The organism is Pseudomonas sp. G11-1, from assembly GCF_024031555.1.
GTDB lineage: Bacteria > Pseudomonadota > Gammaproteobacteria > Pseudomonadales > Pseudomonadaceae > Halopseudomonas > Halopseudomonas bauzanensis.
The window spans coordinates 973404-988424 of record NZ_QEYQ01000001.1 but is presented as its reverse complement, the minus strand read 5'-3'; the positions used below and the strand labels follow the sequence as shown (position 1 = coordinate 988424).

General features: G+C 62.0%; 15 protein-coding genes and 1 pseudogene. 4 read left to right on the top strand and 12 right to left on the bottom strand.

The genetic code is table 11. The annotated features are described in order from the left end of the window. The first annotated feature begins 38 nt into the window (after positions 1-38). Both DHB74_RS04605 and DHB74_RS04600 read left to right on the top strand, forming a co-directional pair. Positions 39-305: a hypothetical protein gene (locus DHB74_RS04605; RefSeq protein ID WP_036989191.1), complete on the top strand. Its 267-nt coding sequence runs from the start codon at positions 39-41 to the stop codon at positions 303-305. A 15-nt stretch (positions 306-320) separates the two neighbouring features. Then, positions 321-788: a hypothetical protein gene (locus DHB74_RS04600; protein WP_136868823.1), complete on the top strand. Its 468-nt coding sequence runs from the start codon at positions 321-323 to the stop codon at positions 786-788. A 561-nt stretch (positions 789-1349) separates the two neighbouring features. On the opposite strand, the gene dbpA is transcribed toward DHB74_RS04600, so the two are convergent. Then, positions 1350-2729 (bottom strand): ATP-dependent RNA helicase DbpA, encoded by a 1380-nt coding sequence (gene dbpA / locus DHB74_RS04595; RefSeq protein ID WP_074777593.1) that lies wholly within the window; start codon positions 2727-2729, stop codon positions 1350-1352. 740 nt (positions 2730-3469) lie between these two features. On the opposite strand from dbpA, the gene lnt reads away from it, so the two are divergent. Continuing rightward, positions 3470-5137 carry an apolipoprotein N-acyltransferase gene (gene lnt / locus DHB74_RS04590; RefSeq protein WP_036989194.1) on the top strand — a complete coding sequence of 556 codons (1668 nt, stop codon included), beginning with the start codon at positions 3470-3472 and terminating at the stop codon, positions 5135-5137. On the opposite strand, the gene DHB74_RS04585 is transcribed toward lnt, so the two are convergent. The 3 genes from DHB74_RS04585 to DHB74_RS04575 all read right to left on the bottom strand — a co-directional run bounded on the left by DHB74_RS04585 (position 5085) and on the right by DHB74_RS04575 (position 8244). Beyond that, positions 5085-6302, bottom strand: a complete 1218-nt coding sequence (locus DHB74_RS04585) for a BaiN/RdsA family NAD(P)/FAD-dependent oxidoreductase (RefSeq protein ID WP_499160870.1) — start codon at positions 6300-6302, stop codon at positions 5085-5087. The genes lnt and DHB74_RS04585 overlap by 53 nt on opposite strands. Positions 6303-6565: 263 nt before the next feature. Further along, on the bottom strand, positions 6566-7522 hold the full coding sequence (locus DHB74_RS04580; RefSeq protein ID WP_499160869.1) for a cation diffusion facilitator family transporter: 957 nt from the start codon (positions 7520-7522) through the stop codon (positions 6566-6568). After that, entirely contained in the window at positions 7519-8244 is a 726-nt protein-coding gene (locus DHB74_RS04575; protein WP_136868827.1) for a transporter substrate-binding domain-containing protein, read from the bottom strand. Before DHB74_RS04575 ends, DHB74_RS04580 begins: the two co-directional genes overlap by 4 nt. Before the next feature lie 153 nt (positions 8245-8397). On the opposite strand from DHB74_RS04575, the gene DHB74_RS04570 reads away from it, so the two are divergent. Next, positions 8398-9114 (top strand): YebC/PmpR family DNA-binding transcriptional regulator, encoded by a 717-nt coding sequence (locus tag DHB74_RS04570; RefSeq protein ID WP_036989198.1) that lies wholly within the window; start codon positions 8398-8400, stop codon positions 9112-9114. A gap of 3 nt (positions 9115-9117) precedes the next feature. Here DHB74_RS04570 and DHB74_RS04565 read toward each other — a convergent pair whose 3' ends face one another. The 8 genes and pseudogenes from DHB74_RS04565 to DHB74_RS04530 all read right to left on the bottom strand — a co-directional run. Next, on the bottom strand, positions 9118-9921 hold the full coding sequence (locus tag DHB74_RS04565) for a metallophosphoesterase family protein (protein WP_499160868.1): 804 nt from the start codon (positions 9919-9921) through the stop codon (positions 9118-9120). Next, the gene (locus DHB74_RS04560; protein ID WP_499160867.1) at positions 9918-10889 is read right to left on the bottom strand and encodes a diacylglycerol/lipid kinase family protein; all 972 of its coding nucleotides are present in this window, start codon (positions 10887-10889) and stop codon (positions 9918-9920) included. Before DHB74_RS04560 ends, DHB74_RS04565 begins: the two co-directional genes overlap by 4 nt. Before the next feature lie 26 nt (positions 10890-10915). After that, positions 10916-11182: a DksA/TraR family C4-type zinc finger protein gene (locus DHB74_RS04555; protein WP_136868829.1), complete on the bottom strand. Its 267-nt coding sequence runs from the start codon at positions 11180-11182 to the stop codon at positions 10916-10918. 15 nt (positions 11183-11197) lie between these two features. Beyond that, entirely contained in the window at positions 11198-12844 is a 1647-nt protein-coding gene (gene glgP / locus DHB74_RS04550; RefSeq protein WP_499160866.1) for an alpha-glucan family phosphorylase, read from the bottom strand. 69 nt (positions 12845-12913) lie between these two features. Beyond that, positions 12914-13363 carry a hypothetical protein gene (locus tag DHB74_RS04545; RefSeq protein WP_499160865.1) on the bottom strand — a complete coding sequence of 150 codons (450 nt, stop codon included), beginning with the start codon at positions 13361-13363 and terminating at the stop codon, positions 12914-12916. 143 nt (positions 13364-13506) lie between these two features. Continuing rightward, positions 13507-13752: a glutaredoxin family protein gene (locus DHB74_RS04540; RefSeq protein WP_036989203.1), complete on the bottom strand. Its 246-nt coding sequence runs from the start codon at positions 13750-13752 to the stop codon at positions 13507-13509. An 84-nt stretch (positions 13753-13836) separates the two neighbouring features. Further along, entirely contained in the window at positions 13837-14229 is a 393-nt protein-coding gene (locus DHB74_RS04535) for a CZB domain-containing protein (protein ID WP_499161028.1), read from the bottom strand. An 84-nt stretch (positions 14230-14313) separates the two neighbouring features. After that, a pseudogene (locus DHB74_RS04530) lies at positions 14314-14565 on the bottom strand (methyl-accepting chemotaxis protein); the annotation flags it as partial. Positions 14566-15021: the final 456 nt, after the last annotated feature.

Here is a 15021-nt window from a genome sequence, read left to right as displayed (position 1 = left end):
CGGACACCCGTCCGGCGCCCTCTTCGCGAGTCCGACACATGCATTCATCCGATGATGCGGCCGACGATGCTTTCGCCCATGAAAAACTGGTCGAGGCGATCGAGAACCAGCTGGCTGGAGGCGAACCACCGGCGGCCCAGGCCACATTGAACAAATTGACCCTGGTTGGCTATGAGCGCGAGGAGATCCTGAGCCTGATGGCCCAGGTGCTGGCGCATCACATCAACCTCATGCTGGAGCAGGATGCGCCCTTCGACCTGCAGGCCTACGAACAGTCCCTGCGCAACCTGCCGGATCTGCCCTGACAAGGAATAGACACAATGTCACCGGTTGCTGTACTGCGAATCATCGCTTTCTATCTGTTGGCCGTCCTGGTGGCGACCATTCTCGGCTGTCTGGTCCAGGCGCAGATTCAATTGGCGGGTATGCCGCCGACTGAGGTGCCGGTCAGCCTGACTGACCGACTGGCCAGCGTCTGGCCGGACCTGCTGGATTTCGTCAAGGCATTCGCCCTGCTGGTGGCGGTGGCATTTGTCTGCCTGCTGCCGGTGGCCGCTGGCCTGGCGCGCATCTTCCGGCCCTGGCGCTGGCTGCTGTTTGCTCTGGCTGGTGCTGGCGGCGTCTGGGCAGGTTTCAAGCTCAGCCAGCTGTCTCTGCCGGGCTTCATTGCCGTGCCTGAGCAGAGCTGGGGATTGGCCGCGCTGCTGGTCGCGGCGGCCATTGGCAGCTGGCTGTTTGGTCAGTTGACCCGTCCCAAAGCCAGACGCGGATTGCGCGTCTTGGGCTGAACCGCCGGGCGCCCCGAGTCTGCCTGGGAGCATCCGCCTCACTTCGTGCACAGTCTCCTGGAAGGTCGATGGCGACCCCGTCGATCGCGACCCGGTCGAGTTCCATCTCGACCAGCGGCCCTGCCGGTAACTGATTTGTAGCGGATTGGCTCTGTACCGGGTTTGGGGGCTGTGTGTGTCCGTGGCACCGTTGGTTGCCGGTGGCAGTGCTCAGATACATGGGGCACGTTCGGTGTCTGACGGCAGTGGGCAGGTAAGTCTGGGGCACGTTCGGTGTCCGACGGCACTGGGCAGTTGCCCTTGGTGAACACGCACCCGTGCCGTCCGTGGCGCTCGTGTGCGGCCGTCCATGGCCGCACACGGTTCGCCAAGGGCAACTGCCCAGCACCGTCCTGTAACTTGGGTATGGCTGAGAGGAAAGCCGTCAGAATTGAGAGTATTGGCTGCAACTATAGCTGTGACTCAGGTGTGGTCCTCCTGGGAAACGTCGAGCACCAGCTCGATGAGCGCCCCATCCGGCCATCGCCCGACTGCCGCCGGACACGGCCCGCCATACTGCGCCTACAGCAATCTTATCTTGAACCGCCGCCCCTTGATCTTGCCTTCCTCCAGCCGCTCCAGCGCGGTATTCGCCAGCTCCCAACGCACTGCTACCAGTGCCTGAAAGTCACTGATGCTGATCTTGCCGATGGCGTCGCCAGGCAGGCCGGCGTCGCCAGTGAGTGCGCCAAGCAGATCGCCGGGGCGTACCTTGTCCTTGCGTCCGCCCGCTATCGCCAGGGTACGCATCGGCGCCAGCAGCGGCTTGTCGAGACGCTCAGGCAACTGATCCAGCTCACACCAGGGCAGGGGCTCACCGAGCTTCTGCTCGATACTGCGCGCTCGTCCCTGTTCCGCGGGCGCGACCAGGCTCAGGGCCAGACCGGGCTGGCCGGCACGGCCGCTGCGGCCAATGCGATGAGTATGCACGGCCGGGTCGGGTGACAGCTCGGCATTGATCACCGCGGCAACCCCTTCCACGTCGATCCCACGGGCTGCCACATCGGTAGCCACCAGCACGCTACAGCTCTGGTTGGCAAACAGCGCCAGCACCTGATCGCGTTCGCGCTGTTCCATGTCGCCATGCAGGGCCTGGGCGCTCACGCCATTGCTCGACAGCAATTGCTGCAACTGCTGACATTGCTGACGGGTATGGCAGAAGACGATGCAGGGCTGCGGCCGTTCATCGGCCAGCAGACGCAATACCGCCGGTAGCCGCTCCTCGGCGCTGACTTCATAGAAGCGCTGGCGGATCGGGTTGCGGACTTCAACGTCTTCGATTACCACCTGTTGTGGCTCGCGCAGAAAGCGTCCAGCCAGCTGTTCGATGCCTGGTGGATAGGTGGCGGAGAACAGCAGGGTCTGGCGCCGCTCGGGGGTAGCCTGGATGATCTCGCTGATACTGTCGATGAAGCCCATGTCGAGCATGCGGTCGGCTTCGTCCAGCACCAGGCAGTTGAGCTTGTCCAGACTCAGGGTGCCACGTTCCAGATGGTCCTTGACCCGTCCCGGCGTGCCAACGATCACATGGACACCTTGTTCCAGCGAGGCCGCCTGGGGGCCGAATGGCGTGCCGCCGCACAGGGTGATGATCTTGATGTTGGGAATGCCCCCCGCCAGCGTGCGCAGCGCCGTAGCGGTCTGTCCGGCGAGCTCCCGGGTCGGACTCAGCACCAATGCCTGGCAGCCGAAAAAAGCCGGATTGAGCGGTGCCAGCAGGCCGATGCCGAAGGCGGCGGTCTTGCCACTGCCGGTGCGCGAGCGGGCAATCAGATCCTGCCCCGCGAGAATGATCGGCAGTGCGGCAGATTGCACTGGCGTCATGCTCTGATAGCCCAGGCGGTCGATAGTGGCAAGCAGGGAAGGGGGCAGCGGGAGAGAGGAGAAAGCGCTTGTAGTCACGGTAGCGGCCTGCTGAGGATGGGCGCCACAGTGTAACAGAAGCAGGGGTACGCCCGGTCAGTTCCTGATTCGCGACTTGCGGAATCCGCCATGGGTGACGAAGGATCCGGTGTCGCCGAGTAACCAGAAGCGGGTTGCGCGATAACAGGCCTGCAGGCGCGAGACATGATAACTCCGCACTTTGTGATAGGCCCAGCTCCAGCTGCGTTTCGACTTACTCATATTCTACTGTTGCCGTTTTCATGATCGGCTGAGCCGATACCGGTGACAAAATGGCCTTGGCAGGCGGTGATGAAAAACGGATCATTCTCTTGCTCGGTAACATCCATATATAAGCCCTTCTTCCGTGCTCGTCGGCCTGCCACAGCCCTGACAATGGCGTTTGAGAGAATTCGGCGGCATTGGTTCCCGGTTTTATTCCGGGTTGGCGCAATTCGATATGGTGGCATTTTGCTCGGCGAGGCGCTCCGCCCCGTCTGATAACCAAGCAGGCCCAGCCGTTACGGCGCCTGACGGAATGATGCTGATATGGGCGGCAGGGTGCCATGGTTCCCGCTACTTATCTTCGTCAAATGTCGACCACATCAAGCTTTCGTCATCCGGGGTGGCCAAAGGATGTTCTCTCGTCATGGCACGACGTAGTATCGAGCGTCGTAAGACGGTAACCCGAATAGGGTATTGTCCGTGATGAAGCTCACGCTCTAGGGTGCGAGCAGGTCCTCAATCCAAAAGCTGCGCTGATGTCCGATTCCACTTCAGATTTTCTGGCTGCGGATGCCCATACCCAACGGCGAAATGCACCGCTGGCGCGGATGATGTATCGCCTGCTGTTCGCCGCGCTCAGCGGCTTTCTGCTCTGTGTGCCCTGGTTGAGTATCAACCTGTATTGGGTCGGCTGGTTTGCCTGGGTGCCTTTACTGTTTGCCCTGCGCGATACCCGCCCCATGATGGCGCTGTTGCTCGGCTGGCTGGCCGGTACTCTCTGTTTTGCCGGCGGCAGCTACTGGCTGGCCGGCTTCATGGTCAACCTCAAACAGATCAGCCCCCTGTCGAGCACGCTGCTGGCCTTGCTGTTCTGGTGCTATATCGGGCTGGTCATCGGTCTGGGTTGTGCTCTCTACCGCTGGCTGGTTCGGCGCCTGGATGGCTGGGATCTGCTCGTTTTTCCTGCCGTCATGGTCTCGGTAATGGCGCTCTACCCGATGCTGTTCAAGACCCATTTCGCCGATGGCCAGGTCAGTTTCCTGCCGGCTCTGCAGGCCATCGATATCACCGGTGCGCCGGGGCTGGATGCGATGATGATGCTGTTCAGCGTGCTGGTCTATCGCATGCTGACGCCGCGACGCTTGCCCCAGGCGCCATACTCCCGGCTGGCCCAGGGGTTGGCTTGGGGGCTGTTGGCAGTGTGGCTGGGGTATGGCTACATCAGCCTCTACGAGTGGGATAGGCGTATGCAGCAATGGGATACGCGGCGGATCGGGCTGGTACAACCCAACGATGCCATCACCCTGGATATTCCCGCGCCGGCGGTCGGCTTCACCCGGGAATCCCCGCCGGAAATGCTTGCTACCGAACGGCTGGTGGCGGCCGGCGCCCAATGGGTGGCCTGGCCCGAGGCGCGCTACAAGGGGTACTTCGACGATTACAGCGTACGTGACAGCTACGCCCGGGCGATTGCCCGGCACGGTGTGCCGCTGATCTTCCATGATGTCGAGCGGCGCTGGGTAGATGCCCAGCGCGTCAGCTTCAACACGGTAGCGTTACTGGACGGGCAGGGCGAGATGACGGCGCAATACCGCAAGATGTTGCGGATGCCGTTCGGTGAATATCTGCCCGAGCCCTGGTCGTGGCCGGTGCTCAAGGGGCTGGCCGATCTGGTATTCGGTGAGTTCCTGCGGCCGCTCGGTGCCGGCAGCGAGCACATCGCTTTTGATCTGAATGGTATGCGCGTGGTGCCGAAGGTTTGCTACGAGGCGGCCTTCCCCGGGTTTGTTGCCGACGCGATCAGTTCTGACGGGGCCGGCAAAATGCTGCTGTTCCTGTCCCAGGATAACTGGTTCGGCGAGACATCCCAGCCGTTCCATCACGGCAACATGTCGATTCTGCGCGGGGTTGAGAATCGTGTGCCGATGGCGCATCTGATCAATAACGGGCCGTCGCTGGTGTCCGCGCCCAATGGCCGCCGGCTGGCCAGCAGCGTGGCTTTCAACCGGGCTGAGCTGCTGGCCGATGTGCCCTTTTCCGAGCAGGCCGGCGGCAGCTTCTACAGCCGCCACCCGCAGCTGTTCCTGAACCTGATCTATGGCGTGGTGATAATGTTGATCATATCGGCGCTGTGGCGTGGTCGCTCTTGGGTCAGACGGCGAGGCCGGCGCTGTAGCCAGAAGACCAGGCCCACTGGAAATTGAAGCCGCCCAGGTGGCCACTGACATCCAGCACCTCACCTACGAAGTACAGCCCCGGGTAATCCCGGGCCTCCATGGTTTTCGAGCTGACCGCCTCGGTGGCCACCCCGCCGAGGGTCACCTCGGCGGTGCGATAGCCTTCGGTCGCCGAGGGCTTCAACAGCCACTGGTGCAATTGGTCGGCCACGGTGCGCAGCTGCCGGTCGCTGTAATCGGCCAGCGGTCTGGCTGGTGCATCGGGCCACCATAGCTGTTGCAGTTCGGTCACCAGCGCCCGCCCCAACCGCTGGGCCAGCAACGTCTTCAACAACTGCTTGCCCTGTTGTTGTTTGGCCTCACGCAACCAGTGAAAGGCATCAAGGCCGGGCAGCAGATCGATGACCAGCGTGTCGCCGGGATGCCAGTAGCTGGATATTTGCAAGATCGCCGGCCCGCTGATGCCCCGGTGAGTGAACAGCATGTTTTCGGTAAAGCTCTGGTTGTTGCAGCTGGCGGTGACTTCAAGCGCCAGGCCGGACAATCGCTCGCAGAGGGTCTTCATGTTATCGCTGAACATGAACGGCACCAGACCGGCGCGGCGCGGGACGAGCGGCAGTCCGAACTGGGTGGCGATATCGTAGCCCATGCCGCTGCCACCCAGGGTGGGGATGGACAGGGCGCCAGTGGCTACCACCAGTGACTGGCACTCCAGCCGGAGCGGCTGTTGGCCCTGTCGGCCGATGAGTCGGTAGCGCAGGTTATGCGATTCCAGCGGCTGCACTTCGGTGATGTCACAGTGGGTGTGGATCTCGACACCCGCTTGCTGGCACTCGTCGAGCAGCATGTCGAGAACCTCCCGCGCCGACTGGCGGCAGAACAGTTGGCTATGCCGGCGCTCCTCGTAGTCGATGCCGTGACGCTCCACCATGCCGATGAAATCCCATTGGGTGTAACGCTTCAGTGCGGCCTTGCAGAAGTGCGGGTTGGCCGAGAGGAAGTTATCCGCCTCGACCTGATAATTGGTGAAGTTGCACCGGCCACCACCGGACATCAAGATCTTCTTGCCGGGCTTGTTGGCCTTCTCCAGTACCAGCACTCGGCGTCCGCGCTGGGCGGCTATGGCGGCGCACATCAGACCTGAGGCGCCGGCGCCGAGAATGATCACGTCATGGGAGCTTGGGGATTGCACGAAGATCTGGCCTGCTCTGCTGGGGGAATGCGGCACCGGCACACGGTGGCGCTGCCGGCGCGCATGATAGCACGCCGCTTGAATGCAGCAGAGCGGCCGACTACAGCAGCGCCTTCTTTCTCCAGGCCGGTAACGGTCGGGTTCGGCTAGCCGGTGATATCGGCGTACCAGGCGCCGCGAAAGGTCGGCACCACCAGAAGGTTGAACTGGCGGAGGGGGACTGCAAGCGGGAGGGGGTAGGTTTCCACATGGTTGCGTTCTCTTCAGCGTTCTATGGTTTCCACCGGCATCACGATCAGATCGTAGAGCCGCCAATCCAGCGTGCAGGCCTGCTCTGCAATCTCCTGCACACGTCGCGCCACGTTGGTCTGACCGGGGGCCAGCACCACGAAGATCTCACCGCCGATGACATGGCCTTCCTCGCGCAGGCGGGAGACGACGTCCTTGATATCCGGCTCGCGCAACAGGCTTTCGGCGATCTTTTCCTCCAGCCCCAAGGGCTTGTCGCCCACGGTTTCGGTGGGGCGTTGATCCATCAGATTGAACATCGCTTTGCGCACATGGGTGACGCCATCCTTCAACACATCCAGTGAGATGACAGCAGCAGCAACCGCGTCGGCCCACCAGAAGCCCAGGCCGATACCGAGGATGCCGACGATGGCAGCCGCTGAGGTCATCCAGTCGGCCTTATTCATGTCGGCATCGGCATACAGGGTACTTTCATGCAGCGCCTTGGCCAGCGGCATCTTCATGTGGCCCAGAACCACCGGCGGAATCATCGCGTACACCAGCGCGCCGATCATGATCCAGCCGGCCCAGATCTCGTACGGCCAATCGAACAGTTGGAAGTGGCCGATGCTCGGGTGCTCGCGCTTGAGCAGAGAAGAAGCTGAATCCACCAGCATGAACAGGCCGAACATGACGATGGCCACCGCTGCTGCGAGGAAAGCCAGCAAAATGGCGCGGCTGTAACCATAGGGGTGCTTTTCATCCGGTGAACGCTTGCGCACCCGCATCGCCAAGAGGAACACGGCTGGCGGCACAAAGGCCAGCAAATCCTCGAATAGCGCCATCTTCATGGCCTGGGACGAGCCCATCGTCAGGTATACGATGATGACGATGGTCAGTGAGAAGAACATGGAGATCCATTCCAGCCGAATGGTCCGGCGCAGCAGCCGTTCCTTGTCCGGGGGAAGGTCATAACCCTGGCGAACCTTCATGGCTGCGCCTCCTGCCACAGACGTGTGGCAAGTTGTTGCTGGTCACGATTGCGGAATAGAAAGCGCTCCAGTTCCATCAGCAGGGCGTTCTCGCCGGGAGGTGTCAGCAGCACATGCTTGTGCTTGAGCAATTCCAGGCTGGAACTTGCAAAACCCATCCCGCTGAGCCGCCACTGCGCGGTGGCGACCGGGTTGGGGCTATCTGCCAATGTCTCGCGTATCTCGCTGATGGCGTTGTGCTTGCGCAACTGGGGGGCCAGGTTGGTGTCTGGCAGTATCGCAATGGTCTGTCCATCAATCGCCGAGGGGGGCGTCCCCCGGCTGCCGATCAGCACCCGTTCGGTGTAATAGGGAAAGGTATTGCCGACCTCGGCCTTCCAGGGATTGGCCGCGGTGAAGCCGCCAATCAGCAGGTCCAGCTCGAATGACTTCAGGGCCTCGATCTGTTCTTCCACGCCCCCGGTACGCCAGTCGACCGTCATGCCCAGTTCCCGGGCGAATTCCGTTATCAGCTGGCTTTCCAAGCCTGTGGGAGCTTCCGGATCGGTGATCTTGACCCAGGGTGGGTTGGCCACGACACCGACTTTCAGGGTGCCGCGCTCAATGGCGGTAGTCAGGGAATCACGCGGGTCGGCCGGCCAGTGGTCGCAGCCTTGCAGCGTCAGGATCAGCAACATCAGGCCCAGCGGCAACGCGGATCTGATCAATCCAGCTAAAGGCATGATGAATCTCGGTGTTTGACAGGATGTTACAGAGTCAGACTTGGCCCGACGGCTTGGGTTCCAGTTTTATCTATCGGGGCTGCAGGGAAAAAACGGTCAAACTTCAGGATAAACTGGCGTAAAATCGGCTTTTTCTGAATTCGGGGTTGCACGATGGGACGCGCTTACCAAAACCGCAAAGAATCCATGGCCAAAACGGCCGATGCCAAAACCAAGGTCTACAGCAAATATGCCCGTGAGATCTATGTCTGCGCCAAGTCCGGCGGTGTCGATCCCAACGGCAATTTGAGCCTGCGCGGGCTGATTGACCGCGCCAAGAAGGACCAGGTACCGGGCCACGTTATCGACAAGGCCATCGACAAGGCCAAGGGCGGCGGCGGTGAAGATTTCGCCGTGGCACGTTATGAAGGTTTCGGGCCAGGCAACTGCATCGTCATTGTCGATTGCCTGACCGACAACCCCAACCGCACCATCGCTGACGTGCGCCATTGCTTCACCAAGACCAAGTGCAAGATGGGCACCCCCGGCAGCGTCAGCCACATGTTCGATCATTGCGCGATTCTGGCATTCAAGGGCGATGATGAGGAAGCCGTGCTCGAAGCCCTGATGATGGCGGACGTGGATGTGACCGATATCGAAAACGAGAGCGGTGTCATCACCGTGTTCACCCCGAACACCGAATATGCCAAGGCGCGTCAGGCGTTGACTGAGGCTCTGGGCGAGATCGATTTCGAGGTGGATGAGATCCAGTTCCTGCCGCAGACCTCGACAGCGATCAGCGAAGAGGATATGCCGATGTTCGAACGTTTCATCGACATGCTCAATGATGTCGAGGACGTGCAGAACATCTACCACAACGCCGAGGTGTGAGGCTCAATCGCTGCCGTGCAGCGGCAGCGACTGCCGTTCGTGCGCCAGAAAGCGTGCCTGCTCCACGGCGTAGTCCCAGCGCGTGACCTGGCACCAGCGCTGGCCATTGGTCGATCCATAGTCGATGAAGTTGACCGAATTGGGAATGCTGCCGCGCACCCGTTGCGACACCCCGGTGCCGGCCTGGAGCGACCAGGCCTGGCGCTGACCGCTGCCGGCCAGTGGCAACCGATAGGGCAGATGAATGTGGCCGGCCAGCAGCAGATCCATCCCCGCATCGACCCAGGCCGGTACCGCCTGTTCGCGACCGATCAGCAGGTTGGCCAGATCCGATGACTGAATCGCGCATACCGGGTGATGCAGCATGACCACACGCAATTGATCCGGCTTGGCCTGCTGCAGCCGCCGCGCTACCTGCTGGATCTGTTCTGCGGACACCTCGCCATTCTTGTGCCGCGCCGCGCGGGTGCTGTTGACGCCAATCACCAACACATCGTCCCGCACCAGCTCTGGCGCAAGTGATTCGCCGAACACCCTCCGATAGTTGCCATAGGGATTCAGCAGTCGCAGCGGCAGGTTGAACAGCGGCAAGTCATGATTGCCGGGTATCGCCAGCACCGGCGCCGGCAGTTGATGGACGAAGGCGCCGGCGGCAGCGAACTGGCTGCGCCGCGCGCGCTGGGTGATATCGCCGCTGAGCAGGCACAGACTCGGACGATGCTCTTCGGCCAGTTGCAGCAGCGCCTGGACCACCGCCGGGTCTTCGGTGCCGAAATGCAGGTCCGAGAGATGCAGGATTCTACTCATGGATGGTCCGGTGGCGGGGCGGTACGGGGAATCAGCAGCGGCAATGACTTGGCAGCGATGCTGAATTCCAGCGGCGTGCGCATGCGGAAGATCTCCCCATCCATGGCTACCTTGACCAGCCGGGGGCGCCGGCCGAGATGTACGGTCATCCGCTCGAAACCGATGCTGGACACCTGGTCCGCTTCGCCCATGCGGCTCAGTAGTCCCCGCAACAACAGGCCGTACAGCGCCAGGGTGCCCACCGGTCGCGAGGTCAGAGCGACCAGGTGGTCGGCATCCTCCGGCAACTGCGGATCGATACCGATATGCTCCAGCTGCAGCGGGTTGTTGCATACCACCAGCGTCGGTGTGCGCAATTGCCGATGCCGGTTGGCATAATCCAGCTGGATCTGCAACTGCCGGTGCGCTCGGGCGAGGGTGACCAGTGCCGACCACAGGGCGACCAGGCGGCTGCGGCCATACCGCTGCTTGTAGGCTTCGCGGTCTTCCAGCAGGCGGGGATATAGTCCAAGACTGGCATTGACCAGGAAATATCGGCCGTTGAGCTCGCCCAGGCTCACCTGCGTCAGGCGCGCATCGAACAACTGCTGCAACGCCTGTTCGAGATCCTGGGAAATACCGTGGGCGCGACCGAAATAGTTGAAAGTGCCCTGCGGCAGCACACCGAAGGGCACCTGCTGACCCACCACCGCCTGGCAGACCGCATGCAGGGTGCCGTCACCACCCACCGCGACCACCGCCCCGGCTTGTTCCCGCGCCAGGTGCACGGCCCGTTCGGCAGCCCGCTGCAGCTCACTGCCGTGATCCACCAACAGCAGCTGACAACGGCGGCCGGCTCGCTCACAAGCGGCCTGAATGGTGGCCTGGATCTCGGTGCTGTCATGCTTGCCCGACCCGGCGTTCATCACCATGAACAGCGGCTCGCCACCGGTCAGTGATAACAGCGGCCGGCCCTGTTCAAGGCTCACGGGCGACACCTTCTGGCGGGCACCAATCAACGGAGCTGGCTATCTTTACTGCCGCGACGGTTGTAGCCACCGGCTTCTTGCAGCTCGCGGTCCCGGGCAGCCTGACATTCCACACACAGCTGTACTCCGGGCACCGCCTTACGGCGTGCCTCGGGAATGACCGCCTCGCATTCTTCGCAGTGGCTGCGGCTTTCGCCCGCCGGCAACCTGCTGCGTGCCCGCTCGACCGCGTCCTTGATGGTGTCATCGATCTGCTCCTGTACTGCACCGTCCTGCGCCCAGCCCGTTGCCATGTTCGCCTCCGGAGCTCATTGCCCATACATAGTCCGATAATACTCGTCTGCCATCCGGTCGGAATCGAATCGGGGCAGCACGTCGTGCATGCCTTGTTTGACCAGTGACAGCCAGTGTTCGTGCTGGTCGTAATACAACGGCCGGACCCGATGCTCAATGATGTTCATCAACTGAGAATAGTCCGCTGCGTCCTGCGCGGCGACATCCAATGTGGGATCGGCATCGGGGATCAGCAGGCAGTTGAGTCCGTCGCGGGCGAATTCAGGCACCCAGCCATCGCTGATCGACAAGTTCACCGCGCCATTCATTGCCGCGGTCATGCCGCTGGTGCCGGATGCTTCGCGCAACCGCTGGGGTGTGTTCAGCCATACGTCCGCGCCCTGTTTCAGCAGCCGTGACAGCTGGATTTCATAACCGGTCAGCACCGCGCAGCGTGCGGTCTTGTAGGACAGCCGTATCAGCCGATTGAACAGGTCGATGGCGGTCTGATCGAAAGGAAAGGGCTTGCCGGCCCAGATCAACTGCACTGGACGGTCCTCCTGCTCGATCAATCGGCAGAAGCGGTAAACGTCATGCAGCAGCAGATCGGCCCGCTTGTAGGCGGCGAAGCGCCTGGCCCAGACAATGGTCAGCACCTCGGGGTCGAAAAGTTTGCCGGTCTGGTCCGCCACCACCTGAAACAGCTGGCGCTTGAGCTCCCGTTTGCGGCGAATCAGGGCGGCATCATCGTCCAGTTCCACTGCCTGACGCAACGCCTGGTCCTGCCAGAACCGCGCATTCTGGGCATTGGTCACCGAGCTGATAGGGCAGATTCCCGGCTCGTCACCCCACATGCGGTTGGCGACCTGGCCATGCACACGGGAAACACCGTTGGCCCGGCCGGCAACGCGCAGTGCAGCCAGGGTATGACTGAAACGCGGGCCGCGCATGCCGGTCAGCTCGGTAACCTGCGCCGCAGACAGGTCACCGAAAAACCCCATCTGTTGCAGAAAGTCCTGGTCGTGTTCAGGATTCCCAGCCTTCTCTGGAGTATGGGTGGTGAAGACGATACGGCGCCGCACCGCCTGGCTGTCCTGCAACTGCGCCATCAAGTGGAACGCCAGCGGCAGGCCATGGGACTCATTCAGATGGCAGACATCAGCGCCCCCGAGCTGCTCCACCACCCGAGCGCCGCCCAGCCCCAGTACTATGCTCTGGGCGATGCGGGTCGACGGCTCGGTGTCGTACAGGCGGTGGGTAATGGTCCGCGCGAGATAGTCGTTCTCGGGGATATCGGTGGTCAGCAGATAAAGGGGAGCGGTGTTGAAGACCTCGGCCGGCAGCCGCAGCGCCTTGACCCAGACCTGATGACCGTTGACGGTGACCGGGACGCAAATGCCGGTATCGACCAGGAACGGGTAGTACTTCTTCTGAAACTGCACCCGCATGCTTTGGTCATCATGACGGACCTGATCGTAATAGCCATTCTTCCACAGCATGCCGATGCCGATCAGATTCTGCCGCAGGTCGAAGGCGCTGCGCATGTGGGAGCCGGCCAGAAATCCCAACCCGCCTGAGTAGATTTTCAGCGGCTGGTCGATGGCGTACTCCATGGAGAAATATGCCACGCGTTTGCGGTACTGCGGGTTGGGCTCCCAGGGGAGCGGCCATGGCTGTGTCATGCAGAGGGTCCCATCGCGATAGCCGGCCGGCTTTCTCGATCAGGCCCGCGCAACCTTAGGTTGCGATGATCAGGCCATGCAGGCGCGCTCGGCCTGGCCGGCAAACAGGCGCGCATCCGCCAGCGCATGATGCGGCACTTCCAGCATGCCATCCCCGCTGATCGAGGCGGTGGCAATGGCGCGCATGCGCACATTCAAGGGTAGCCCATCGGGGCCCAGCAGCCAGTCCAGCAAAGGCCGATCCCAATGGGGCGAAGCGGTAAGGATTTCCACCGGGGCGATGGCGGCGAGAAAGGTGCGCAGGCGCTGGCGCGCCTTGCTGGTAGTCAGGCCATGGGATTGCAGATCGAGCTTGGGCAGCACGGTGGCCTGGACAAATCCCGAACAATCATCCACTTCCCAGTTATCGATCAGTTCCAGGTACAGCTCGCGGCCGTCGTTGGTCACGAGCGCCAGACTGATCAATCGCGCATGACTGGCGAGACTGGTGAACTCCATATCCAGATATGCTCTGAGCATATTCTTGTTCTCCCTGTAGGTGTCGCTGATGCGGCGCATTCAGCGAAGCTGACCCCCGAGAGCATCAATCATCTGAAACCCAAAGGCAATAGGCCACTCGTCGGGTTTGTTCACTGGCGAGATAGTTGGCGCGGTCGCCTCTATCACTCCGCCTCCGGCTGTTCACCGAAATGCGCCACCAGCTCGTCGTAACCGCCGATACGCTGGCTGTCGAGGAAGATCTGCGGGGTGGTATCGACCCCTTGTTCCTCCTTGAACAGTTGCTCCTCGGTGGCATCGGCGAACACATGTACCCGGTAGGGTACTCGATGCTTGTCCAGCAGTGCGGTGGCCTTGTCAGCAAAGGGGCAGCCTTCTTTCTGATAGACGTAATTCTGCGTGTCGTTCATCTCTGTTTCTCCACTGGTGATCCTGTACCTGTTGGACGGGCAGGGAGGGCAAAGATTCGGACTTTTATTGTCGCGGTGGCCCGCTCAGACGGCAGCCTGGCGCTGTTCGAAGGCCGTCACCACCTCCGCGACGATGCGCATCACGGCCAGGTTGGCTTCTTCCATCTCGCCGAGATGCTGCACGGCAGTCTCCAGCGAGCCCTCGTTGAAACAGCGCATGGCCGCGAGCCCCTCGCTGTGTACCGCGGTATGCGGCCGTTCGATCTCCCGGAAGTGCTGGAATTGCTGGATGCTCTGGCTGCCGTCGCCGTAGTACCACCTGCCGAAGCGGCATTCGCGCTCGCTGGGCAGAGCCGGCAAGGGCGCGCCGCGCTGGCCCAGCAGGTGGTTGTAGACCACGAACTTGAGTGACAGCTCATCCAGGTTGGCCAGTTCAACCCCGGCGCGGAAGGCCGAGGTCTCGATGCCGCGTTGCATTTCCCCAGCCAGACCGTGCAACACGTCCATGCCGGCCACGGCATCTTGGGTGGTGCGGCTGAAGTCCTCGGCCAGCGCGCCCTGGGACTGGATGTACTGCTGCACCGCGCCGGTGATGTGCTGCAGCTCATCGATCCGGGCGACGATGTCGCTGGTAGCCTGGGCAGTGCGCTCAGCCAAGTGGCGGATCTCGCTGGCCACCACAGCAAAACCGCGCCCGGCGTCACCGGCGCGGGCGGCTTCGATGGCGGCGTTGAGGGCGAGCAGATTGGTCTGGCTGGCGATGCCGCCGATGAGATCGACGATGCCGTTGATCTCCGCGGAGTGTTCGGACAGCGTCTCGACCTGGTTCGAGGCGCCGATCAGCCCGCTTTCCATGGCGGTCGCCTTGTGGCGCAGCTCATCGAAGCGCTGCTGGTTGCTCAGCGCGGCGCTGGCTACCTGGGCGGCATGCTCGCGGTCGCGATTGAGCTGACCGGCCAGATATTCGAAGGAGTCGCCGAGGTGGGTGACCGAGGTGCTGAAGCGGATAAGGTTGCCGGAGACGTGGCGGTAGTAGCGCAGCTGGCGCTGATCACCCTGCTCGCGCTCGGCCAGTTGCCGTTCCAGTTGGGCGATATGGCAGGCCTGTCTGGCCACTTCGGCTTCCAGCCGTTGCTTGTCCTGTTGCAGAGCCTGTACTTCGTCGTTCTTGCTGCGCCACCACATGGTCACCTCTGCCGATCGATTCCTTTCCTGCTATATCGGCCGAGGTAACCATGACATGAGCCATAGTGGCAATTTGTCGCGGCT